Below are 22,491 nucleotides of genomic sequence, written 5' to 3'. Positions count from 1 at the left end.
AGTATTACTTGTCAGCTTTTTTTAGTATAATTGCATTTCTTGTTTGACTAATATGCTCGTAGAATAGTAACTTATCACGGCTAAATACATGTAATAAAACATGAATAATAAATAGGCCGTTAATTACGAATTGGAATAACAGTATAACTAGTAATACTAGAGGCTCTGTAAGATTTAAGATAGAGCTACTAGAAAGAATATAATTGATTCCACCTAAAACGAAATAGAATATACCGTAACGGATGAATAGTTCCTTCATCGTAATACGATCTGAGTTTCCTTTAATGTAAATACGAAGCAACGCTTTTCCTATCGTTCTTCCATTTGTAAAGTATGGAATGATAATAAAGTAAATAAAGATTGAACATGTAATGAAAAGGAGTTCGTATACATTTGTGTAAGATTGGATATTAGAAATAAATAGAGAGTTTCCTTTATTTTTAATGACAGGAACAACGATAGATAAGAACAGCCAATCAATTTGCATAGCGATAAGACGACGAACGAATCCGACTGGTTTCGTTTCTAAATCAACATGACTATCTAATTCACTTGTTTTCGGAAGGAAGTACGTAAATATTGGTGCAATGATAAAGCCAATTACGCCGCCTAATGTGTTTAAAAATAGATCATCGATATCGAATAAGCGATATGCACAATTGTATATACCGTATAGTCCAGTTACCTGTGTTAGTTCAAAAAATAGTGAAAGACAAAAAGAAATACAAACTGTTTGTAAGAAACTCCGTCGGAAATAATAACGTAAATAAACACCGAATGGAACGGTTAATAGAACGTTAAATGCTACTTGTAAAAACGCAGATTCTTTTAATAAATAGAAGTAAGTAGTTGGTTTCGCTAAAATTGCCGATGTATGATTACTAATCTCTTGTATGAAATAAAATGGTGAGAGTTGCATGTGCTGTGTATTAGCTGGTTGTAGGCTACAAGTATCATACGTTTGTGGTAATGGCAAAATAACAAGAAAATAGGCGTTTAATAAATAGAGTAGTAATGAATATAAAATAAATGAGCGCCATTTATTTAAATAACCGTATTTTCGATAATTAAATATTAAAAATGGAATTAACAGAAACATTGCTAAAATAGGAAATAAAATAAATGCTGTTTTTACTGGAAATAAATATGCAGTCAAAATGAAGCTCCTTTCAATGAAAATTCGTTTATCATTATAGCGCTAAAAAGAGTATAAAACAAAGTTAAAATATTTCGAAATAGAAAAAATTACAAATTTTATCGAAATTAAGTTATACTAAATTTAATATAAGGATATTGTGATTATATAAGTTGAGAGAGGGTACTAGATATGCGATATGAACTTTTTTCTGTAAGTGGAGATCATATTACGAATTTTGAAAGTGCATGGCGTTTTCAAGAGGGAGAACAGATTTTTGTTCATGATGATCAAACAAAACGAAATTTTATTATTATTCGCCTAACGCATGATGTATTTCAACAAAATAAACATGTTATTCGTTTGTATTGTCAAGAAAAGAAAGTTTATGAATAAGGGAATCCCTCTTACTGGATGAGAAAAGGTAAGAGGGTTTTTATCATTTTACATTAGGAATATCGAATGGAGTTTAATGCATATAAGTAGCATTGGATTTGGAAGAAAGGATATAGTTTTGCATTTTGTGCTTCCAAGTTTCATTTTCGTTTCTTTGGGAAAGCCACGCATGGTAATCTTGTTGTGTTTTCCATAACATACGGACCATATATTTTGCTCCATCATCTGTACGATGCATAGGTGAAAATTCTATGTTAATAAAACCATTTGTTCCAGTTGATGGATAATATTGTTTAAGTGAATATAGTAAATCATTCTCATAGCCATATTTAATATGAATTAGTTTAGTAACAATAAACATATGAACACCTCTTTTATAATAGTAGTAAAGAAGACGGATTTTTATTAGTAGGAATATAATTGATATTATACTATTCTGAAAATTTAAAGTAAATAATGCACTTCAACTTAATATAAGTATAAAAAAGCGAGCCATCTTAGTGTAGTAGAATGACTCGCTTTAAATTTGTAAGTTTACTTTATAAGAAAATGATAGTAAGTACCCCTACGATAATACAATAGAAAGAGAAATATTTTAAATTTCCTTTTGCCATAATGTTCATAAACCATTTTAAAGAAATATATGTCATGATAAATGTTGCTATAAATGCAACGATATATGGTACGAATAATGTGTCTAAATTAGGATCTTTAGCAATGTTTGTAATACTTAGCAATAATCCACCTAAACTAACAGGAATATATAGTAAGAATGAGAAGCGAAGAGCGGTCTCTTGCTTCATACCGAGTAACATCGCTGCTACAATTGTAGCGCCAGATCGGCTAATTCCAGGGATTAGTGCACAAGCTTGTGCTAGACCGATAATGATTGCATCTTTCATAGAAAGGTCGCCATCATTTTTACGTCCACGTAAGTTTCGAATAATCCAAAGGCCGATAGCGGTAATAAGAAGGGAAATCCCAACCATTTTCACACCTTTTAAGTACTGATCGATATAATCTTTAAATAAAACGCCAATTATACCTGCTGGAATAGTTGCAATTACAAGGTAAATAATGAAGAAGAAATCTGATTTTGCATCTTCTGCTCTTGTAAATATATAAGATAGACCATTCTTTGTTAGACGAATTAAATCATTTCTATAAATAAGTAACACAGCTAGTAATGAAGCTGAATTAACAAGTAGTTCAAAGCTAAATCCTTCTATTTTTAGTCCTAGCAAATGTTGTGCTAAAACGAGGTGACCACTTGAAGAAATCGGAATTGGTTCTGTTAGTCCTTGGAACAGACCAAGAATTAAGTATTTTAAAATGTAGTAAAATTGTTCCATAACATCCTCCTTGTTAATTAGTCTAAAGAAACAACTTTTCCATTATAACAAAGATATAGATGAATATTGGGAAGAAATAAATATTCAAAATATAATAAAAACCCCTTATAGCGATATAAGGGGTTTTTATTGTTAATGAGAAGATACTGTTTCTTGAAGACCATTAGTCAATTGAACATCGACTTTTTCAGCATCATGAATATGGTTCATAATAGTAGTATTTAATTTTTGGAACATTTGTTGAGTGTTTGCAAATTCTCGTAATATATCATCATTACAAGATTTTTGGTTTTCAATTGCTTGAATAACATTTGTAGCACCATTTTGTAACGTTTGAATCATAATTAAAATGTTTTCGATTCTAGCGTTTGTATCGGCACTCATTTCTACACCTTCATCGACTAAATGTAAATTATCTTTTGTGTTTTCGTATGCTTTTTCAATTTCTTCTTGAATTTTTTTCGTTAAGTTGCCAATATTTTTTGTACTCTCTGCCGTACTTTCTGCTAGTTTTCTTACTTCATTGGCAACAACCGCGAAACCTTTACCGTGCTCTCCAGCACGCGCTGCTTCAATACTTGCATTTAACGCAAGTAAATTTGTTTGTGCTGCAATGTTTTGAATGACTTCTACAATTTGCTCGATTTCTTTTGAGCGTTCACTTAAATGATTCATACTGTTAGACGTGCGCTGAGATTGTTCACCTAATTTATTAATTACAATAAGTAAACGGTGAACAGATTCTTTTCCTTCATTAGAGCAGTCAATAATCTCTTCGATAGACTGAATTAAGCTTTGTTCTTTTTGTAACATTTCACTATTTAATTCATTAGAATTTGTTGTACGTGTTGAAACATTTTCAAAACACGAGTTTAATTGCTGAATTAAATTTTGGAGTGTATGGTGCTGGTTATTTACAAGTTGATGCTCTTGAACGACGTTTTGCACACGGTCATGGATAGAAGAAATCATATTTTGTTTTTCAATATCTTTTTGTTTTAATTCTGCCTCTAATTCTTTTATACGATCTTCTAATTGATCAATTTTATGTTGGAGTGATTTCTTTTGAGTAAACATGTATTTATTTCAACCGCCTTTGGAAGTTATATTTTCTCTATATTTGGATTTTAGCATCTTTTATAATTTTTAAATATAGGAATTGTTAAATATTTAAGAATCTATTACATTTTATTTATAATTCCCTATTTTTTGTCATGAAAAATAAACTGTATTTAATAGTATTGTAAACAAACTGTAAAATAAATCATGTATAACTGTATAAGAAGGGAGTCGGATTATGAACTATTTTAAGCGAATCAGTAGTCTAGTATTAGCAGGAATTATCGGTCTTTCTAGTACAGTCGCTGTAAAAGCAGAGTCAAACGACGAGAAACTTAACAACATGCAACAGCAATTGCAGCAAAACGATGCAGATATGCAGAAGAAAGAGCAAGAGAAGCAAGCTGTTAGTAAAGAGATTCAAGGTATTGAAAACGAACTACATAACTTAAATAATACAATTGCAAAAAATAAAGAGGATCAAGCTGCTATTCAACGTAAAATCGATGAAACACATAAGCAGATTGAGCAAAAAAAGAATGAAATTGTCGTTTTAGAGGATAAAGTCCTTGCTCGTAAAGATATTATGAGAAAACGTATGGTTTCTGTTCAAAACAGTTCAAATACAAGTTTAGTAGTAGAAGTTGTTGTAGAGTCAAAAAACTTTGCAGATTTCTTACAACGTATGAATGCAGTTTCTACTATTTTAGAAGCTGATAAAGAAATTTTACGTCTACAAGAACAAGATCTTCGTCAAATTGAAGAAGATAAGAAAACAATTGACGAAAAAGAAGCATCTTTAGTAGTAGACAAACAAAAATTAGCAAAAGCGCAAGCTGATTTGCAAGATAACTTGAAAAAGCGTCAAGATAACTTACAAGCAGTTCAAGCTAAATATAACCAGATTGCAAGCCAACTTAATTTAGCAGCAGAAGAAAAAGCTAAAATTGAGTCAAATATGAAGGCAGTACAAGAAACGATTGCCCGTGAGCAAGAAGCAGCAAGAATTGCAGCAGAAGAGCGTGCGAAAGCAGAAGCGGCTGCAAAGGCTGAGCAAGAAGCTTTAGTGAAAGCACAAGCAGAAATTGCTGAAAAACAAAAGCAAGAGAAAGCTAATAAACCAGCTGAACCTGTTGCGAATAATAATTCGAAGGTAGAACCTGCACAACCTTCAAAGCCAACTGCTGGTGGAAGAGAAATATATGTACATGCAACAGCTTATACAGCAGATCCAGCTGAAAATGGCTATGCGCCAGGACAACAAGTTTATTCTGCATGGGGAGGCTATAATCTAACTGCAAACCCAGGAATGAAATTAATTGCTGTAGATCCAAGTGTTATTCCATTAGGTTCTACTGTATATGTTGAAGGTTATGGACAAGCAATTGCAGCAGACACTGGTGGCGCAATTAAAGGTCACAAAATCGATGTTTTAATGCCTGATAAAGCTTCGTCTAGTAATTGGGGCAGAAAAAATGTTAAAGTTACAATTTTAAACTAACACGTAATCCAACTTTACAATACGTAAAGTTGGATTTTTTTGTAAAAATAATGTTAAGTTGAGTTTACATTTTGTTAAGGATATCATACAATAATGGTGAGAGGTGGTAAAATTGACCATTTTAAATAGAGTGAAAGAATTAAGAGCTCGCTTCAATTTTTCGCAAAGTGTATTAGCAGAAAAGGTTGGAGTGACGAGACAAACAATTGCTGCAATTGAAAAAGGGGATTACGTTCCTTCGTTGTTATTGGCACTTACGATTTGTGATGTGTTCCAGTTAAAGATGGAAGATGTGTTTGTTTTAAATAAGGAGGGGAAAGAGGATGAATAGACTTGTATTTTCTTATATGCTAAATGTACTTTTAATGGTATTAGCAGGTTGGGCTTTTATTGAGTTGTATTATTTTACTATTGAAGTCGCTAATTTTATTCAAACGAAGAGAGTACCATTTGAAGTTTCAATAAGTTTAATACCGCTCGGATTACTTTTAACATTTGGTATTGTATCGACGGTTATTTATAAAATTCAAAAGAAAAAATATAAAGAGCTCTCGTATTGGATGTATCCACTATTATTTCCTCAAGAAGATGAGCGTGAAAAGGCAATTACAGAAAAGGCTTGTCGTACTACATTTATGTCATTATGGTATGTGTTGCCTTGTGCGGTTGGGTTTTTAACTCTTTCTCCAATTGTTATTCTATATGTTCCTGCATATCCGATATATATTGCATTTAGTATCTTCTTTATTCAGATGACGATTTTTCACGTGTCTTTATATCGAAATAAAATTGCTTAAAAAGAAACCTTCTTGCATCGGCAAGAAGGTTTCTTTTCAGCTTATACTTGTACATATAGCAATATTATTTTATCATTTTATATAGAGTAAGATTTTGTAAGGGAAAGGAATTGTATATGAATAAGCAAAGAATTTATAGTATAGTAGCAATCCTTCTATTTGTTGTAGGTGGGGTTTTAATTGGAAAGCCATTTTATGATGGATATAAGGCTGAAAAGAAACAGACTGAAAATGTGCAAGCTGTTCAAAAGATGGATTATGAAAAGCATGAGACAGAATTTGTAGATGCGTCAAAAATTAATCAACCAGACTTGGCAGAAGTAGCGAATGCATCGTTAGATAAAAAACAAGTAATCGGTCGTATTTCGATTCCAAGTGTTTCATTAGAAATTCCTGTTTTAAAATCTTCTACTGAGAAAAACCTGTTATCAGGTGCAGCGACAGTAAAAGAAAATCAAGTAATGGGAAAAGGGAATTACGCACTAGCAGGGCATAACATGTCTAAAAAAGGTGTTTTATTTAGTGATATAGCATCTTTGAAAAAAGGCGATAAAATTTATTTATATGATAATGAAAATGAATATGAGTACGCTGTTACTGGTGTATCTGAAGTAACTCCGGATAAATGGGAAGTTGTAGAAGATCATGGGAAAGATGAGATAACGCTTATTACATGTGTATCTGTAAAAGATAATTCTAAGCGTTATGTTGTAGCTGGTGATTTAGTAGGAACAAAGGCGAAGAAATAAAAAAGAAGGTCAACTCTTTAAAGGGTTGACCTTCTTTTTTACTATTGTTGAGAAATAATAGAATATTTTAGTTTGTATTTAAAAATCCTTCTATTTATGTATAATAAAGTTAGAATTCTAGATTTTGGGAGGAACAAGAGTGAGACAACAGGTGAGGAAACTTCTTTTAACAACAAGTATAGCTTTATTGGTAGCTCCAATTTCAGCTTATGCGCATCCAGGACGTACAGATGCGAATGGTGGACATACGTGTCGTACAAACTGTGAAAAATGGGGATTACAGTACGGGGAATATCATTATCACAATAAACCAGCTCCTAGTAGTGGTGTAACGAGTCCAGCTCCTAGCCCAAATAATAATGGTGCTGTAGAAGCTGAAAGACAAGCAGAAGCACAGCGCAATGCTGAAGCTGAAAAACAACGTGCTGCAGAAGCACAGCGTAAAGCTGAAGAAGAGAGACAACGTGTAGCTGAGGAACAAAGAAAAGCAGAAGAGGCACGTAAGCAAGAGGAAGCAAAGCGCCAAGTTGATATGGAGAAAGGTCAACTTGAAGGTGAAAAAAATGGAGAGACTGATTTTAAAGCAGGGAAAAATGATGTTCAAGTACATTTAGCTGGAAAATCAGATACATATAAACAAGCATTTACAACTGCTTATACTACTACTTGGTCTTTAGAAGAGCAGAAGAAAACGCATTTTGAAAGAGGAAGAGAACAGGGCTTAGCACAAGAGACGATGGACGATAGTCAAATTACTCCAGAGTTTAAGCCGATCTTTGTAGAAGGTTTCCAAGTGGGAAATAAAGAGAGAACAGAAAAAATTGAAAAAGAGCAAGCTGAACTAGGGGAAAAGGCTGGTAAGGAACTAGCTGAAAAGAATCCTGGAAATAGTGAGAAAGATGTATACGTGAAGGCATATGAAACAGCGTATGAAACAGGCTATAAGTCTACAAAAAAGGCAGTAGAAAAGGCTGGATATAAGTATGCGTTTGAAAACTATGATTTAAAAGTTCCTGCTAAGTATGAAAGAAATGAATTTTTAAAGAAATGGTTTATTGAAGGATTTAAATCGAATAAAAAGGCAGCGGAAATTCGAGAAGAAGGGTATAAAAAGGGAGACAGCTGGTTCTCATTCTTCTATAAGAGTTTCGTACCAAGTGAATATAAAGAACATAAAGAGTTGTATGAGCAAGCAATAGAAAAAGGTAAGAAGGCATAAAAAAGATGAGGAGAAATTCCTCATCTTTTTTTTAATCCATCCATTTTACTAGTTTTTTAGAGATTAATAATAAAACACAACCTAAAACAATCGCTACAGCGCCGATAACAGTAAACACTTCAGCATATCCAAGTGAAGTTGTGAAGCTTGCAAGTTGTCCACCTAAAATATTGGCGATACCTGAACTTGCTAGCCATACACCCATTAGTAAAGAAGCAAGTTTTACTGGAGCGAGAGAACTAACCATTGATAGTCCGACAGGTGATAAGAATAGCTCACCTAACGTATGGAAAAGATACGTAAAGACGATAAATAGTAAGTTTGCTTTTTCCGTAATGTTATGTTCGTCACTACCTGTTTTTAATGTAGCGATAACAAGTATGATATAACCGATACCGAGTAAGATCATACCAAGTCCCATTTTGGTTGGGATTTTTAAATCCCCGCGCTTGCGAGTTGCAAGTTTTGCCCATAATGCTGAAATGACTGGGGCAAGTAAAATAATAAATAATGGATTGACCGATTGGAACCAAGATGTTGGAACTTCCCATCCGAACACAGAGCGGTCTACAAATTTGTTTGTATATAGTGTTAATGAACTACCAGCTTGTTCAAAACCAGCCCAGAAGAAGACAACGAAGCACGTTAAAATGACGATAACTGCGGTACGTTGTTTTTCTTTTTTTGTTAACGGTGTATCTCCTACTGATGGTTGTCCAGCAGCTGTTTGCAAATCGCGAGTTGGTTTTTTACCGATATCACCAAGGAAGCGATTTGATAGTGTTGTAAATAAAATTTGTCCAATTATCATTCCGATTGAAGCTGCTAAGAAACCGTAACGGAATCCGTAATGTACAACGCCATCAACTGTTGTTTTGAATAAATTTTCTGATAAAAATCCGCAAACGAGTGGAGCTAAAAATGACCCGACGTTAATACCCATGTAGAAAATGGTAAATGCACTATCACGTTTTGGATCATTCTCTTCGTATAATTCTCCAACCAGTGTAGAAATATTCGGTTTGAAGAATCCATTACCGATAATAATAAGCGCTAATCCGAGGTATAGGCCTAATTGGTTTTGCAAGGCAAATAGTGTAAGGTTACCGATTGCCATCGTTATACCACCAATTGTGATGGCTTTTCTTCTACCTAGAAAACGGTCTGTTAAGTATCCACCAATCATTGGTGTGAAATAACAGGCTCCAGTATAAAATCCGTAAATGGAGAGTGCCCATGCGGGACTAAACCCAAGACCACCGCTTACTAAAGCTGTCGTTAAATATAATGTTAATAATCCTCGTAATCCATAGTAACTAAATCTTTCCCACATTTCTGTAAAGAAGAGTAAGTATAAACCTGGAGGATGTTTCTTTTTTCTTTGCTGTTCTTTTTCTAGTTGTATCGCTGATTCCATGTTATTTTCCTCCTGACACAAACAAAAACAAGGTTAATAATTTTGTATATTTAATATTTTACTTTATTAACTATTATAAGTCAATGAAGTGAAACTTTAATCATATTGGAAGATTTTATTCCAATATGATTATTAGTTGAACGAATCAGGCTTTTATGGGCAGTTTGATTCCCACTGGATATCCGGTTATTAGCTTAATTATTAGGGGGGAGTCTTACTGTCCGTTAATGCGGGGAAAGGTTGATTTTTCAGAAGAAATTGGAAAAGGGAAATAGCTATAGAATGGGCATTTCTTTTGTGATAGACTATGGACTATGTTTTCTTTGTAAGGAAGCGGATTATCACGTTTTTCTATATGTGGAATTGATTTCACAAGAGATGAAATTGAAGAAGGAGAAAGAAATGAAATTGTTACAGAAAAAAGAAATTTTACTTATTAGTCTTATGCTATTCTCTATGTTTTTTGGAGCGGGGAATCTTATCTTTCCGCCTTTCCTTGGATATGAAGCAGGAGAACACGTGTGGATTGCGCTGTTAGGTTTTATTATATCAGCAACAGGTCTTCCGATATTAGGTGTTATTGCTGTTGCAAAAGCAGGAAGCTTTCAAACGTTAGCGGGTAGAGTACATTCTTCATTTGCAATTATTTTTCCGTGTATTGTGTACTTATTTATTGGACCTGGTCTTGGTATACCACGTGCAGGAAGTTTAGCATTTGAAATGGGACCAGGTCAGTTATTCCCAGAATCGGGTAGTGTAGTTTTACTAGTTTATACGATCGTTTTCTTTAGCTTTGTTTACTGGTTAAGTTTATCGCCATCTAAATTAATGGGCTTATTTGGGAAGGTTTTAACGCCTTTATTATTATGTATGATTGCACTTATTTTTATAAAAACTATGTTTACACCAGTTGGTAGTGTGAAAGAGGCTACTGGAAATTACGGACAAGTTCCTATGTTCCAAGGATTTTTAGATGGATATTTAACGATGGATGCGCTAGCGGCTTTAATCTTTGGTATTGTTATTGCAAATGCTTTACGTGCAAAAGGTATTGAAGATGATCAAGGCTTAGCGAAATATATGAGTATTGCTGGTATTGGAGCAGGTCTTTTATTATCTATTATTTATGTCATCCTCGGATATGTGGGTTCAATTAGCGGTTTGTTAGGTACGTTTAATAATGGGGCGAATGTGTTAGCACAAGTGATGACGACGTTATTTGGACAAGGCGGAGTAGTTTTGTTAGGCCTTATTTTTACTATTGCGTGTTTATGTGTTTCAATTGGACTTGTTACATCTTGTAGTCAGTTTTTTACAAGTGTATTTCCAAAAGTATCGTATAAAGTTTGGGCGTTTATATTGAGCTTTATTAGTATGATTTTAGCTAATTTAGGGTTAACACAAATTTTAAAAGTTTCAGTACCGATTCTTGGATTTATTTATCCAATTGCATTAACGCTTATTATTTTAGGGTTATTCCATAAATATATTGGGAAGTATGTGTGCATATATCCTGTTACAATTTTGATTGTAGCGGTATTTAGTGCAATCGATATTTTAAATAAAAATGTGATGACGAATCAGTGGACGCCAATATTGAAGTATATTCCGTTTTATACAGAAGGTGTAGGATGGATCATTCCAGCTCTTGTAGGTGTGTGTATTGGTGTAATCGTTAGTATCATGATAAATAAGGACAAATAAGTGAAAGGGTGTTTTCTATAATGGGAAAACACCTTTCTTTTTTTGGAAAAATAGTTTTAAAAATGAATAGACTAAGAGTATGATAAAGATAATTGGTAATATATAGGTTTCGAATGAATGGTGAGGGGGGAGCATATGAAGGAAGATTTGAATAAGAAAATAGAAGCACTCGAAACTACAATTGAAACGATGCAAGAAGCACTTTTTGAGTTGAAAGCAAAACAAAGGGAAATAGAAGTAGAAAACGCTCAGCAACATGTTAGTAAGGAAAAGAAAGTATATATCGAAACGATAATAGATGAAAAATTACAAGAAGATGTAGTAAAGATCAAAGAGCCCGTGCAAAAAGTTGAGGAAAAACAAGTAAATATATCTGCTTTTAAACCGGAACCATTCAATATTATTAAGTTTTGCCAAACATGGTTGCCGCGTATATTTGTCGGTATTATGCTACTTGGGGTTATTTGGTTATTTAAAGCAGGGGTAGATGCTGGTTTATTAACACCAGCGATACGAATTGTGTTTGGTATCGCCTTATCTATCGGTTTGTATTATATAGGGGATATTCAAATTAAACGAGAGCGGCAAGCGTTAGGGTTAGTATTAGCTGGAGGAAGTATTACAGGCATTGTTTTAACGACGTTTGCGGCACATTATTTATATGGATTTATTCCAGCAAGTATTGCGTTTATCTGTAATATTGTATGGGTTATTTTAGGGATTTATTTAGCGAAAAAGTATCAATCGGAATACCTTACTATCTTCGTAGCGGTCGGAGCTTTCTTCGTTCCGTTCTTGTTAAATAGTACGACTCCGAATCCTTATATTTTCTTTGGATATGAGACGATATTAACACTTAGTTTATTATGGTATGCGTTGAAAAATCGTTATAAGTACTTATATATGATTTCTTATGTTGTTGCTGCCATTGTCCTGTTTGTCTTCTTTGCTGTTATGTCGATATTAGTAGAGAATTTGCAAATACAGTTAACGATTGTATATGGTGTAATTCATTTGCTGTTATTTTGGCATATGTTTTCAGAGAGAGAGTTTATACAAGAAGCAAGAGTAGCGATATTTAGTACAAATGCCGTTTTCTTTATTTTATCTATTGCAAAAATACCTGATTTTACTACGTGGGGATTGGTCATAAGTGCACTCGTGCATACTGTTATGTTTGTACTTGAATATAGGAAGAATAAACAGTCTATATTTGCAAATCTCTTATTTGGTTTTGCAATGGGGTCATTTAGTTTAGCGATTTTATATGAGTACAGTTTAGTGAATGCAGCAATTGTATTATTGTTACAAGGTTTTCTCGGTATGGTTACTTCTATTAAAGCAAAACAACAAATTAAACTGTATGTAAGTGCCACTATTTATGCGATTGGAATGGTACAGACGATTTTTAGCCCGTTTGATCATTTTGTTTCAGCTGGGTTTGTTGCTCATATTATTTTAATAGGTACATTTTATTACTGCATGAAACGAGCGAAAGATGTATTAACGAGTTTTGGAAAATATGTTTATTCTATAGCTCTCTATTGGTTCATGGTCATTGTATTTATTACAATTACTAGAGTTGGTGAAGTTCTTTCTACAGATGGAAGTATAATAAGCGTATCAGTATCGTTATTATGGATGGTATATGCATTATTTGCAGTTTGGCTTGGACGGAATAAAAATATGAATGAAATATTGTATGCTGGCTTAGTTGTTTTAGTAGTAACGATAGGAAAGTTATTCCTTCTAGACTTACCAGAAGTTTCAATGATGATCAGGGCAGTGTTATTCTTAATTGTAGGTAGTATAGGTATCGTCATTTCCAGAATGTTTTTCTCAAAAGAAGAGAAATGAGAAGAAGGCAATCCGCATGTGGATTGCCTTTTCTTTTACTTCTTATTAATCGTTACAGCTTCATTATATTTAGCAGTTGTATTTTGGCGTAGACGAAGTGTTGCTTGTCCAGTTGTATTTGAATCAAGTTGTACGTTCACAATTTTTTCAGCAGAACCAAAGCTGTTTGTTGTGAATGAGAAGGCGCTACTATATCCGAAAGTAGATGGCCAAGTGCCGTTTGTATTTTGGACTTTTGCTACTTGTGTTCCGCCAGTCGTGAAGATACCTAAAGAATAGTTATTATAAGTTGTATTAGGTAATAAGTTGTTTACTTGAATCTTTATTTGGAACACTTCATTGTTTGGTAGAATGCTAGGGCGTGTAATCACATAATCGTTTGCTGTTACGGCGCCGTTATATCCGTATGAACCAGGTTTAAATGTATTTGTATTAAACCATTGGTAACCAGCGTTTGGGGCACTCCAAGGTTCTGGTTGTGGCTCTGTTGATAAGCTTGGTTGTTCAAATGTTTGTAAAGCAGTAGGTGAATCAAGTTGTAAACCGTTTACTTGATCTAAGCTTGTAAATGTCTCTTGTTTCGATAGCCAATTTACGATATTTTCTAGTAAAACAGCATCGTTTTCTTCTTTATAACCATCGTAAGTTTTCTTTGTTTGGCCAGAATCTTCACGAACGTATTTTGGCGTAGCATCTTCAACAGGAGAAGAGTCACCGATAAAGGCAGCTTTTCCAAGTCCTACTTTTGCAATTGCAGCATATGGACCCTCTGCAACGCCACCGCCGTTATAAACACCACTATCAACAGCGTTATTCCATTTTGATGGGTTTTCTGGAAGATAAACAAGTCCTTTTGCTAGTTTTGGATTTGTAATTGCTAGAGTAGAACCAGCATGCATTGCTACCGTTGAAACACCTTGTGTAATTCCGAATGATTGTTCAGGCGAAACAATGTTTTTAGCTGAAACATCACCAAGTGCATTGTAACGGAAGCGAATACCAAAATTATTAGATAGCCAATCGGAACTTTCTACTCCTTGCATAGCTTGTGAGTTTGCTTCTTCGTTAGACATTCCTTTTGCGGGATTTTCCCAAGCACCGCGTCTATATCCATTAAATACTTCAGAAGAGTCCCAGCGATTTTTATTACGATCTGCATTATAATGATCGGCAATGAAGAAGATACTGCCGCCATTTTTTACATATTGTAACATTGCATCTTGTTCAGATTTTTTGTAAGGAATATTTGCCTCTGGAACGATAAACACGTTGTAATTTTTTAAGTCTTCGTATGTAATAGGTGTTGATTTACGAAGTTCTTTTACATGATATCCATTTTGGGCAATGCCGTTTCCGAAATCAGAAAAGCCGCCATCAATAACCCAGTCAGCTGTCCCTGCAGTTTGACCGTGCGTATTATCAAATAATACTTTCTTCCCATTGTTTTGATTTACAACCTTTGCAGCAATTTCAGGAGCTGGGTCTACAGAGCTTTCGGCATAAGTAGACGGTATGAACGAACTCCCCATACTAAGTGTAATTGCTGTTGCTAAAGAAAATGTAATCCATTTTTTATTCTTCATAGAAGAATCCCCCTAATAATAAATATATGTGCTTTAATAATGTAATTTATTTTTCTGAAAAAATAAAGACAGAAAACGTAAAAAATATTAAAAAATTGTAAAAATACCGTGAATTTTGTTGAGAAATATTTATGTACACAATAAAAAATCCCTTCCAATTAATAAGGAAGGGATAACTTGTTTAACTAATCTTTGAATTAGGTGTTTCATCAATCTTATGAAACCCTTTCATGTAATACACGATAGCTAAGCCAATAAGCCAAATTGGGCCAACGATTAATGCAATTCGTGTATCTTCTGAATACGCCATTATACATAGTACAAGTGCAAGGAAGCCAAGTGAGAAGTAAGAGCTTAATGGATGTAAAGGCATTTTATACGTTAGCTTGTCTTTTTTCTCAGTTGATAATCCTTTACGGAATTTAATTTGAGCGACTAATATAATTCCCCAGGTCCAAATTGCCCCGAAAGTTGAAATACTAGTTAACCATGTAAACACCTTTGCAGGCACAAGGTAGTTTAATATAACACCAACAAGTAAAACGATAGCCGTTGCTACAATTCCTTGACTTGGAATCCCATTTTTATTTAAACGACCGAATCTTTCAGGAGCTTTCTTTTGTTGTGCCAATGTAAATAGCATACGCCCTGTACTAAATAAACCACCGTTACAAGAAGAAAGTGCAGCTGTTAATACAACAAAGTTAATAATACCTGCTGCTTTTGCAATGCCGATTTGTTGGAATGTTAATACGAATGGACTTCCTTTCTCACCAAGTTCGTTCCATGGATAAATTGCCATCATAACGAATAATGCCCCGACGTAAAAGATTAGGATTCTCCAAAATACGTTATCGATAGCTTTTGCGAGTGTTTTCTTCGGATTTTGAGCTTCACCAGCTGTAACACCAATTAGTTCAACGCCTAAATAAGCGAATAATACCATTTGTAAGGAAAGTAGTAATCCGGAAAATCCATTTGGGAACCAGCCACCATGTGACCAAAGATTTGAAATACCAGTAGCGATACCACCATTTCCGAATCCGAATAAAATAATGCCAGCTCCAACTACTATCATACAGATAATTGTGACAATTTTAATGATGGCAAACCAAAACTCAAGTTCTCCAAATACTTTTACTGATAAGAAGTTGAAAGCGCTCATTAATAATAGAGCGAGTAGTGCCCAAGTCCAGCGCGGGATATCTGGGAACCAGTACTGCATGTAAATTCCAGCCGCCGTAATTTCAGCCATACAAGTAACAACCCATAAGAACCAGTAGTTCCAACCAGTAATATAGCCAGCAAGTGGGCCGATATAATCATTAGCGTATTTACTAAAAGAACCGGCAACCGGTTGTTCAATTGCCATTTCTCCGAGCGCTCGCATAATGAAAAAAATAACGAGTCCAGCGATCATATAACCTAGTAAGATGGAAGGACCAGCTAGTTTAATAGCAGAAGCAGATCCTAAAAATAGCCCAACTCCAATAGCTGAACCGAGTGACATTAAAGTAATATGTCGTTCTTTTAAACCTCGATTTAAAGTTCCAGATTTGTTTGTGTGCTGCATAAGAAGAATCCCCCTTGTAGAATGAGCTACCTAAATATTTAACTATTTCAAATTATAAAACATTTCTATCTGTTATGCTACAAAAATAATCAGAAAAGAACTGTACTACATCTGAAGTTGTCAGACTTAAACTTAAAATTCTCACTATTAGAGAATATATTGACTCTTCTTTTTATTGATTGTTAAGATTAAGTATTATATTTTCTCACATACTAGTAAGAAAAGAATGTGTGATAATAATTCAGATGTAGGAAGGGTACATAAGCATGTTTCAATTACAAAAATATAATACTTCTGTGAAGCAAGAGCTTTTAGCTGGCATCACAACTTTTTTTACATTTGCGTATATTCTTGTCATCAATCCTAAAATATTATCTGATGCAGGTGTACCATTTGATCAAGCTTTTACGGCAACTATTATTGCGACAGTTATTGGGACGCTATGTATGGCGTTTTTAGCTAACTATCCAATTGTTATTGCTCCAGCTATGGGGATGAATGCATATTTTGCTTATTCTGTTGTTCAACAGGCTGAGGGGATTACATATGTCATTGCGTTTTCGGCAGTATTTGTAACAGGTATTATTTTTCTTTTATTATCTTTCACTTCATTTAGGCAAAAGTTAATTGTCGCAATTCCTGATAGTTTAAAGCATGCAATTGCAGGTGGAATTGGACTATTTATTGCTTTTATTGGATTACGTCTATCTGGAATTATCGTTGATCATCCATCTAATTTAGTTACGATTGGTGATTTTCATTCTCCAGCCGTTATTTTAACTTTAATTGGTTTAATTTTAGCTGCGGTATTAATGGTATTACGTGTGAGTGGTGCATTATTTATTAGTATGATTGTGACAGGAATTATCGCCTTCTTTACGGGGCAACTGAAGTTTGAGGATAAAATTGTAGCGATGCCTCATTTACCAGAGGGTATTATCGTTTCAAATCTAATCAATGCCTTTTCAGATGTAATTCAGTATGGATTATATGGTGTTGTATTTTCATTTTTACTTGTACTTTTATTTGATACGACAGGTGCATTACTCGGTTTAATTAAACAAGCAGGTTTAATTACAGATAATACAGAGAAACGTTTTGGTAAAGCGTTTATTGCAGATGCGATTGGCGGAACGACAGGTTCTATCTTTGGTACAAGCCCAACAGCAGCGACAATTGAATCGTCAGCTGGTATTGCTGCGGGTGGTAAAACGGGATTAACAGGTATTGTAGTTGTTGGACTAACAATTATAACGGCATTTTTCAGTCCTGTAATTGCATCTTTATCAAGTGTAGCTGCTATTACAGCTCCTTCATTAATTATTGTCGGTAGTTTAATGGCACAAAGTATTCGTGATATTAATTGGAATGAGTTTGAAGATGCATTACCAGCATTTTTAATTTTCGTAGGTATTCCGTTAACGTCTAGTATTGCGAATGGAATTGCAATCGGATTTTTAGTGTATCCGGTCTTAAAGATTGTGAAAGGGAAAGGGATGGAAGTACATCCGTTACTATACTTATTTACAATTTTATTTGGATGTCATTTATTCTTATAATATAGATATAGAAGAGGGGCTTCTTATGAGAGGCTCCTTTTTTGTGTATAATAAAGTGAAACTATAATTAGTGAGGGGTTTATTACCCGCAAATAGCGGGGGAAAGTGAAAATTAAATTAATTACGCAAAATATAAATTACTTAATGGAATATATATGTTACGATTGAGGTAGAGGAGGAACATGAATGGCTGTAAGTAAAATAAAAGTCGCGCGTGTTCAGTTAGATTTAACACAGCAAAAATTAGCAGAAAAAGTAGGCGTTACAAGGCAAACGATTAGTTTAATTGAGAAGGGGAAATACAACCCGTCTTTAGATTTATGTTTGAAAATTTGTTATGCGGTAGATAAAACATTAAATGATTTATTTTGGGAGGAAGAGGAGTGAGGGGATGAGAATCGTGAAAGATGAACGTTTAATGATTGAGGGGCTAAAACATTAAACGTTCATCTTACAAAATATCGTCATACTAGGTATTGTTTTTTATCGCTATGTTTTGCAAGGTGCAGGATATGAAAGTATTTCGGATTTATTAATGGTATTTATGTGCGGGATAATAGGTATTAACTTTTTAAACTTAAAAAATTCGGTGCAAGTGTATGAGCATACGGGCGGAGTATCACGCAGCTATTTTATGAAACTATTATTCATTCCGGTAGGTATTATTATTGGGATTTTAGCTATTTGTATCATTGTAACACCAGATATTTCGATAAAGGAAATTAGTATGACAGGACTTATTATGTTGGCTTGTTTTTTAGTCCCTAGTTTGTTTATATACATATATATGAAAAAAATAAAAAGTGAAGATTGAAATATAAGAAAAGCTTTCCCGTATTGCGGAAAGCTTTTCTTATATCTTTTTATATACAATACTTTATGAAGGCCAATCGGTTCAATTTCAAAGATTACACCATGTTCCTAGAAGCCTAAGCGCTTGTAATAGTCAGTTACAGTAATTCGGCCATTACACCATAAAATATTTGCTTTACGCTCTTGCAAGACTTGTTACGCTTTTTGAATTAAAGAGCTTCCAGCGTGTTTGTTTCGAAAGTTAGGTAATGTTGCCATTCCACGTAGTCGATAATGAATACCTGTTGGTAAGTCAAGGTATATTTTTTTGAGAAGGAAGCGATACTAATCGGTTCATCGCTTAGAAAAGCACCTAAGTGAAAGGTATCTGCTTCGTAGTCAGAAGAGTATTTACAATCTGTTACTGTTTGATTCGGGTGTAAAAATTTTTGACATAATACGCAAGTTTCAGATGCATCAATACATTTCACGGTAAATATATTAACATCCTTCCTTATAAGCCTTTTTCTGTTAGTTGTATAAAGAAATAGGCAGGTGCAGCGAAAAGTCCGAGTATGCTAGCGGTTCCGAGAAGGAGCGAAAGCAAGAGACAAGTATATTTGACGCCAGTTGATTTTTTCCAGCCGTAACTACAAATTTCAATGCTAACACCGATGAGAATAATAGCAACGAGTACTTCCGCTAATAATAATAGAGCTAAAGTTACAATAGACATAATGTGATCCATCCCCATAATATGTGATAGTAACATTTTACCATATAGAATGGAAAAAAATGCCCCTCAATTATGTGAGGGGCATTTTCTATTCTAATATGTTTTTTAGTGTATTAATATGTTCTTTTGAACCTGTTACAAGCAGTGTGTCACCATGTTGTAACCTCGTATCACCATGCGGTATTAATGCTTTATTACCTCGGTAAATTTGGATGACAAGTACATCACCTAAAAATGGAAGGCGACGAAGCTCGATGCCGTTATATTTATTGCTACGTAGTTCAACTTCACGTACTGTTTCGTTCGCTGTTGTAATTAAACGAACGAGACTCGGTTTATCGATAAGAGCACGTAATAAAATACGTGTAGAGTTAATAGTCGAGAATACAGCGATATGTTCTTGTGTTGCTTTTTCTTGTAGAAGTGGATCTTCTACACTTGCAATGACATGTTCAACACCTAGTTCTTTCGCATGTTCTGCTAATAATAAGTTTTGTTCATCATCGCTTGTTGCAACGACAACGCGATCTGCATCAAATGCTGTTCGTTCAGTTAATGATTCAATTGTAATATCATCTAATTTCACGATAGGGAAGTCATGTGATTTCGCTTCCTCATCATTTATTTTATTTTGGCGCATCATATATAGCGTTACATCATAGTCTTCTCGTTTTAAATCAAGTGATAATGGAAGAGTAATTCTGCTCGCGCCAATAATAGATACTTTCGGTTTTGGTGTTTCCACTTTTGGGAACATCTTTTTAAATAATATAGGTGCAAAAATGCAAGTAATAACTGCACTTAAAATAAGAGAAGCGGATAAACTTGGGCTGATGATTCCTAGTTTTTCACCAATTTGTGCCGCCGCAATAACTAAGGAAAGTGTTGATGTTAATAAGATGGCACTTCCGAGTACGATATTACGCGGATACCATTTACGTAGGACGAGTGATGGTAAAAGTTTTGAAATAAAGAGTCCTACAATTAAAATTGGGATTATTAGCATACTAGAAGGTTCTTTAAAAATAGACCAGACTTCTAGATTTACACCAACCATTACGAAGAAAATAGGAATGAAGAAACCGTATCCGATGGAATCAAGTTTTTCAACCATATCTTCATTTGGTGATAATAACGATACGAGTACACCTGCTAAGAAGGCACCTAAAATATTTTCTGCACCAACAGATTCAGATAACCCTACTAAAATTAAGATAAGTGCAAAAACAGCTCGAGTATCAATTTGTACACTACCAGCTTTTAAGCTATCTAAGTATGGGATGTTTTTGAAGCGTTTTGCAATAAAGTAAATGATAATACCTGCTCCGAATAGAAGGAGTAGGAGCCACATGCTTTGGCCGCTTTCAGAATTTAATCCGACAAATACAGCGAGTAAAATCATTGTAACTAAATCTGCAATAACAGCGACTAATAAAATGATTTGTCCGATTGCGGTTTTTCCTAAGTTATTCTCTTTTAGTGTTGGTACGACAACACCTAAAGAAATAGTTGAAATAATTAAAGTCATGAACATTGCATTATCTACAAATCCTAGCCATACGAATAGTAATGATAGGGCATAAGATAAGATGAAAATAAACAAGAAAATAATGCTTGCTGCTTGGAATGTGTTCGGTTCGTTTTTCGTACTTTTTTTCCCTTTTTGTTTAAAAATAGAAAAGTCAATTTCTAACCCGCTTAAAAACATGAGGAAGATAAATCCTAGTGTTGATAAAACTTGGAGCCACATATCTGGCTCAATCATATTAAACCCACTTTTACCTACAAAGATTCCCGCGATGATCTCTGCAACAACGACAGGAAGTGCTTTTAATTTAAAGCGTTGTAACAAAAGGGGAACGAAAAACGCGATTGCAACTACAACCATAAGTGATAGAACAGAAGTATGATGTTCCATTGCGTTCTCTCCCTTCAAATAAATATAGTACCTATTTAGCCATATAATAGGTAGAAAATCAACGCATATGGATTCGATTTCATAAAGAAAGAGTTTTCTTAACATTTGTCATAATAAGTATATTTTTCATGATTCTGCTGTTAATGCCGTAATGTGGATGTAATAGGGGAGGGGAATAAAAAAAGACTGCTGAGGAATCTCAGCAGTCTTTTTCATGTACATTACATTGAGAAGAAGATCCATACAGTTAAACCAACTGTTGCAGTTGCAACGAAGAAACTGTATATCATTGTAAGAATTTGAACTCTTCCTTCTCCTTCTTTTAAATGCATGAACATAATTAATTGTAATAAAGCTTGCGCAACAGCCATTATGATAATAGTTGTTAAGACTGTTGAAAGTGGTAATGTTGTGTAAAGTGCCACGTATAACGCTAGAAACGTTAGTGCAAGCGATAAAATAAATCCGAAAACGTGTGACCAAGGGAATCCGCTATGCGCATGCCCGTTTGCTTGGTTGTTATTTTGACCCATTTACGCCACCATCCCGTTCAAGTAAACTAGTGTGTAAATAAAGACCCAAACAAGATCAAGGAAATGCCAGTATAAGCTGATAATGAATACTTTACGAGCTGTAACTGGTGTTAAACCTCGTTTTAAAATTTGGATAATAACACAAATTGCCCAAATGATACCGCCTGTTACGTGGGCACCATGCGTTCCAAGAAGAACGAAGAATGCAGATAGGAAAGCACTTGTTTGAATTGTTGCGCCTTCACCAACGTATAAAATGAATTCTTCAATCTCGAAGAATAGGAAGCCTGCACCTAAAAGTAATGTAAGGATGAACCATCCAAGCATTGCTTTTTGGTTGTGCTTACGCATTTCGTGAATTACGATACCACATGTGAAGCTACTTGTTAAAAGTAGTAATGTTTGAATTAAAAGCGTTTTAAGTTCAAACAGTTGTGCTGGAGTTGGGCCATCTGCCGTACGACCAGCAAGGACTAGATAAGAGGCGAAAAGTGTTGCGAACAGCATAATTTCAGCCCCAAGAAAAATCCAGAATCCTAGGATATTCAATCTGCTTTGTTCGGATTGATATTCCAAAGGTAAGCTTTTATCTAAAGCCGCCATGTCATTTC

Annotated in this window: 22 protein-coding genes and 1 pseudogene; 11 read left to right on the top strand and 12 right to left on the bottom strand. The window is 34.4% G+C overall.

The features are described 5' to 3' along the window. Positions 1-4 precede the first annotated feature (4 nt). Positions 5-1,156 (bottom strand): VanZ family protein, encoded by a 1,152-nt coding sequence (locus ACS2MN_RS24005; protein ID WP_000128047.1) that lies wholly within the window; start codon positions 1,154-1,156, stop codon positions 5-7. Between the two features lie 171 nt (positions 1,157-1,327). On the opposite strand from ACS2MN_RS24005, the gene ACS2MN_RS24000 reads away from it, so the two are divergent. Then, positions 1,328-1,531: a hypothetical protein gene (locus ACS2MN_RS24000; protein WP_001268326.1), complete on the top strand. Its 204-nt coding sequence runs from the start codon at positions 1,328-1,330 to the stop codon at positions 1,529-1,531. Between the two features lie 73 nt (positions 1,532-1,604). Here the strand turns inward: ACS2MN_RS24000 and ACS2MN_RS23995 are convergent, their stop codons facing one another. The 3 genes from ACS2MN_RS23995 to ACS2MN_RS23985 form a co-directional block, all read right to left on the bottom strand. Beyond that, the gene (locus tag ACS2MN_RS23995) at positions 1,605-1,892 is read right to left on the bottom strand and encodes an antibiotic biosynthesis monooxygenase (RefSeq protein WP_000471245.1); all 288 of its coding nucleotides are present in this window, start codon (positions 1,890-1,892) and stop codon (positions 1,605-1,607) included. A gap of 178 nt (positions 1,893-2,070) precedes the next feature. Continuing rightward, a complete protein-coding gene (locus ACS2MN_RS23990) occupies positions 2,071-2,883 on the bottom strand; it encodes an undecaprenyl-diphosphate phosphatase (RefSeq protein WP_098709918.1) in 813 nt (270 codons plus the stop codon). A 132-nt stretch (positions 2,884-3,015) separates the two neighbouring features. Beyond that, positions 3,016-3,696: a methyl-accepting chemotaxis protein gene (locus tag ACS2MN_RS23985; RefSeq protein ID WP_370115437.1), complete on the bottom strand. Its 681-nt coding sequence runs from the start codon at positions 3,694-3,696 to the stop codon at positions 3,016-3,018. A gap of 484 nt (positions 3,697-4,180) precedes the next feature. Between ACS2MN_RS23985 and ACS2MN_RS23980 the strand changes: the two genes are divergently transcribed. The 5 genes from ACS2MN_RS23980 to ACS2MN_RS23960 all read left to right on the top strand — a co-directional run bounded on the left by ACS2MN_RS23980 (position 4,181) and on the right by ACS2MN_RS23960 (position 8,208). Then, positions 4,181-5,443 carry a 3D domain-containing protein gene (locus ACS2MN_RS23980; protein ID WP_001105796.1) on the top strand — a complete coding sequence of 421 codons (1,263 nt, stop codon included), beginning with the start codon at positions 4,181-4,183 and terminating at the stop codon, positions 5,441-5,443. A gap of 112 nt (positions 5,444-5,555) precedes the next feature. Beyond that, entirely contained in the window at positions 5,556-5,774 is a 219-nt protein-coding gene (locus tag ACS2MN_RS23975) for a helix-turn-helix transcriptional regulator (protein ID WP_000154014.1), read from the top strand. Next, the gene (locus ACS2MN_RS23970) at positions 5,767-6,240 is read left to right on the top strand and encodes a hypothetical protein (RefSeq protein WP_001081108.1); all 474 of its coding nucleotides are present in this window, start codon (positions 5,767-5,769) and stop codon (positions 6,238-6,240) included. Before ACS2MN_RS23975 ends, ACS2MN_RS23970 begins: the two co-directional genes overlap by 8 nt. Before the next feature lie 116 nt (positions 6,241-6,356). Then, positions 6,357-6,989 carry a class A sortase gene (locus ACS2MN_RS23965; RefSeq protein WP_001041715.1) on the top strand — a complete coding sequence of 211 codons (633 nt, stop codon included), beginning with the start codon at positions 6,357-6,359 and terminating at the stop codon, positions 6,987-6,989. A gap of 139 nt (positions 6,990-7,128) precedes the next feature. Continuing rightward, positions 7,129-8,208 (top strand): YHYH domain-containing protein, encoded by a 1,080-nt coding sequence (locus ACS2MN_RS23960; protein WP_087949407.1) that lies wholly within the window; start codon positions 7,129-7,131, stop codon positions 8,206-8,208. 31 nt (positions 8,209-8,239) lie between these two features. On the opposite strand, the gene ACS2MN_RS23955 is transcribed toward ACS2MN_RS23960, so the two are convergent. After that, the gene (locus ACS2MN_RS23955; protein WP_000443131.1) at positions 8,240-9,625 is read right to left on the bottom strand and encodes a peptide MFS transporter; all 1,386 of its coding nucleotides are present in this window, start codon (positions 9,623-9,625) and stop codon (positions 8,240-8,242) included. A 402-nt stretch (positions 9,626-10,027) separates the two neighbouring features. Here ACS2MN_RS23955 and brnQ1 point away from each other — a divergent pair, with 402 nt between their 5' ends. Together brnQ1 and ACS2MN_RS23945 are read left to right on the top strand one after the other, a co-directional pair. Further along, positions 10,028-11,329: a branched-chain amino acid transport system II carrier protein BrnQ1 gene (gene brnQ1 / locus ACS2MN_RS23950; protein WP_080595720.1), complete on the top strand. Its 1,302-nt coding sequence runs from the start codon at positions 10,028-10,030 to the stop codon at positions 11,327-11,329. Between the two features lie 135 nt (positions 11,330-11,464). Further along, positions 11,465-13,186 carry a DUF2339 domain-containing protein gene (locus tag ACS2MN_RS23945; protein ID WP_000656748.1) on the top strand — a complete coding sequence of 574 codons (1,722 nt, stop codon included), beginning with the start codon at positions 11,465-11,467 and terminating at the stop codon, positions 13,184-13,186. Positions 13,187-13,221: 35 nt separating this feature from the next. Here the strand turns inward: ACS2MN_RS23945 and ACS2MN_RS23940 are convergent, their stop codons facing one another. After that, positions 13,222-14,769, bottom strand: coding sequence for a DNA-binding protein (locus ACS2MN_RS23940; protein ID WP_087949405.1), 1,548 nt, complete (start codon positions 14,767-14,769; stop codon positions 13,222-13,224). A 181-nt stretch (positions 14,770-14,950) separates the two neighbouring features. Beyond that, positions 14,951-16,342 carry an amino acid permease gene (locus ACS2MN_RS23935; protein WP_346994852.1) on the bottom strand — a complete coding sequence of 464 codons (1,392 nt, stop codon included), beginning with the start codon at positions 16,340-16,342 and terminating at the stop codon, positions 14,951-14,953. A 266-nt stretch (positions 16,343-16,608) separates the two neighbouring features. Between ACS2MN_RS23935 and ACS2MN_RS23930 the strand changes: the two genes are divergently transcribed. From ACS2MN_RS23930 to ACS2MN_RS23920, 3 genes are all read left to right on the top strand, one after another. Further along, positions 16,609-17,901 carry an NCS2 family permease gene (locus ACS2MN_RS23930; protein WP_438894779.1) on the top strand — a complete coding sequence of 431 codons (1,293 nt, stop codon included), beginning with the start codon at positions 16,609-16,611 and terminating at the stop codon, positions 17,899-17,901. Between the two features lie 186 nt (positions 17,902-18,087). After that, positions 18,088-18,288: a helix-turn-helix transcriptional regulator gene (locus ACS2MN_RS23925; protein ID WP_000301176.1), complete on the top strand. Its 201-nt coding sequence runs from the start codon at positions 18,088-18,090 to the stop codon at positions 18,286-18,288. Between the two features lie 61 nt (positions 18,289-18,349). Beyond that, positions 18,350-18,715, top strand: coding sequence for a hypothetical protein (locus ACS2MN_RS23920; protein WP_346994866.1), 366 nt, complete (start codon positions 18,350-18,352; stop codon positions 18,713-18,715). A 107-nt stretch (positions 18,716-18,822) separates the two neighbouring features. Here the strand turns inward: ACS2MN_RS23920 and ACS2MN_RS23915 are convergent. The 5 genes and pseudogenes from ACS2MN_RS23915 to qoxC form a co-directional block, all read right to left on the bottom strand. Further along, a pseudogene (locus tag ACS2MN_RS23915) lies at positions 18,823-19,193 on the bottom strand (GNAT family N-acetyltransferase). A gap of 14 nt (positions 19,194-19,207) precedes the next feature. Continuing rightward, positions 19,208-19,465: a DUF4022 family protein gene (locus ACS2MN_RS23910; RefSeq protein WP_000926990.1), complete on the bottom strand. Its 258-nt coding sequence runs from the start codon at positions 19,463-19,465 to the stop codon at positions 19,208-19,210. Between the two features lie 52 nt (positions 19,466-19,517). Continuing rightward, positions 19,518-21,347 (bottom strand): monovalent cation:proton antiporter family protein, encoded by a 1,830-nt coding sequence (locus ACS2MN_RS23905; protein ID WP_000400000.1) that lies wholly within the window; start codon positions 21,345-21,347, stop codon positions 19,518-19,520. Between the two features lie 221 nt (positions 21,348-21,568). Further along, positions 21,569-21,880 carry a cytochrome aa3 quinol oxidase subunit IV gene (qoxD, locus tag ACS2MN_RS23900; RefSeq protein ID WP_000531386.1) on the bottom strand — a complete coding sequence of 104 codons (312 nt, stop codon included), beginning with the start codon at positions 21,878-21,880 and terminating at the stop codon, positions 21,569-21,571. Next, positions 21,881-22,483: a cytochrome aa3 quinol oxidase subunit III gene (gene qoxC / locus ACS2MN_RS23895; protein WP_000729311.1), complete on the bottom strand. Its 603-nt coding sequence runs from the start codon at positions 22,481-22,483 to the stop codon at positions 21,881-21,883. Positions 22,484-22,491 lie beyond the last annotated feature (8 nt).

This window comes from Bacillus cereus group sp. BceL062 (assembly GCF_051780025.1).
Classification (GTDB): Bacteria; Bacillota; Bacilli; order Bacillales; family Bacillaceae_G; genus Bacillus_A; species Bacillus_A toyonensis.
The sequence above is the reverse complement of the archived record's forward strand: the minus strand, read 5'-3'. Positions and strand labels throughout refer to the sequence as shown.